Source organism: Methylothermus subterraneus (assembly GCF_054656915.1).
Map to the genome: position 1 here is coordinate 1 of NZ_BAAHXK010000041.1, position 352 is coordinate 352.

Sequence of the window (352 nt, forward strand, 5' to 3'; positions counted from 1 at the left end):
GAGTTATCGGTTACCCGTTTTACAGCTAAAGCCTTGCCGTAAAACGAGTGGGTTAGGAACTCACCTTGCCCCAGCGTCCTTCCCGCGTCGCCTTTGCAATACGCATTTGCAGCCTTCTAACTTCAAGGCGTGCCTTGGCCCAGTCGATACCGTGCCAGTTCACTTCCTTGCAGCCGGAGGCCGCACCAACTACAGTTGCAGTCGTCATTTGCATTTCCTCCGTTCAGAAGGTTCTCCAAACTCTCTTGCAATGAGAGACCCGCAGGAAGTCTGCCCCCTTTCGGGTGGGATCATATCGGGTTGCCCCTCAATCCCTATCCAGCTCATTACAAGCTGGCATTCGCTTTTTCCT

General features: G+C 53.4%; 1 protein-coding gene. It reads right to left on the minus strand.

Features of this window, described 5'->3' with window-relative positions; translation table 11 throughout:
- Positions 1–52: 52 nt before the first annotated feature.
- Positions 53–208 (minus strand): reverse transcriptase N-terminal domain-containing protein, encoded by a 156-nt coding sequence (locus ACYQ3M_RS11640; RefSeq protein WP_460036246.1) that lies wholly within the window; start codon positions 206–208, stop codon positions 53–55.
- Positions 209–352 lie beyond the last annotated feature (144 nt).

Excerpts from the sequence above, each read along its gene's own strand:
- ACYQ3M_RS11640 (WP_460036246.1), bottom strand. The coding sequence starts at position 208 with ATGACGACTGCAACTGTAGTTGGTGCGGCCTCCGGCTGCAAGGAAGTG.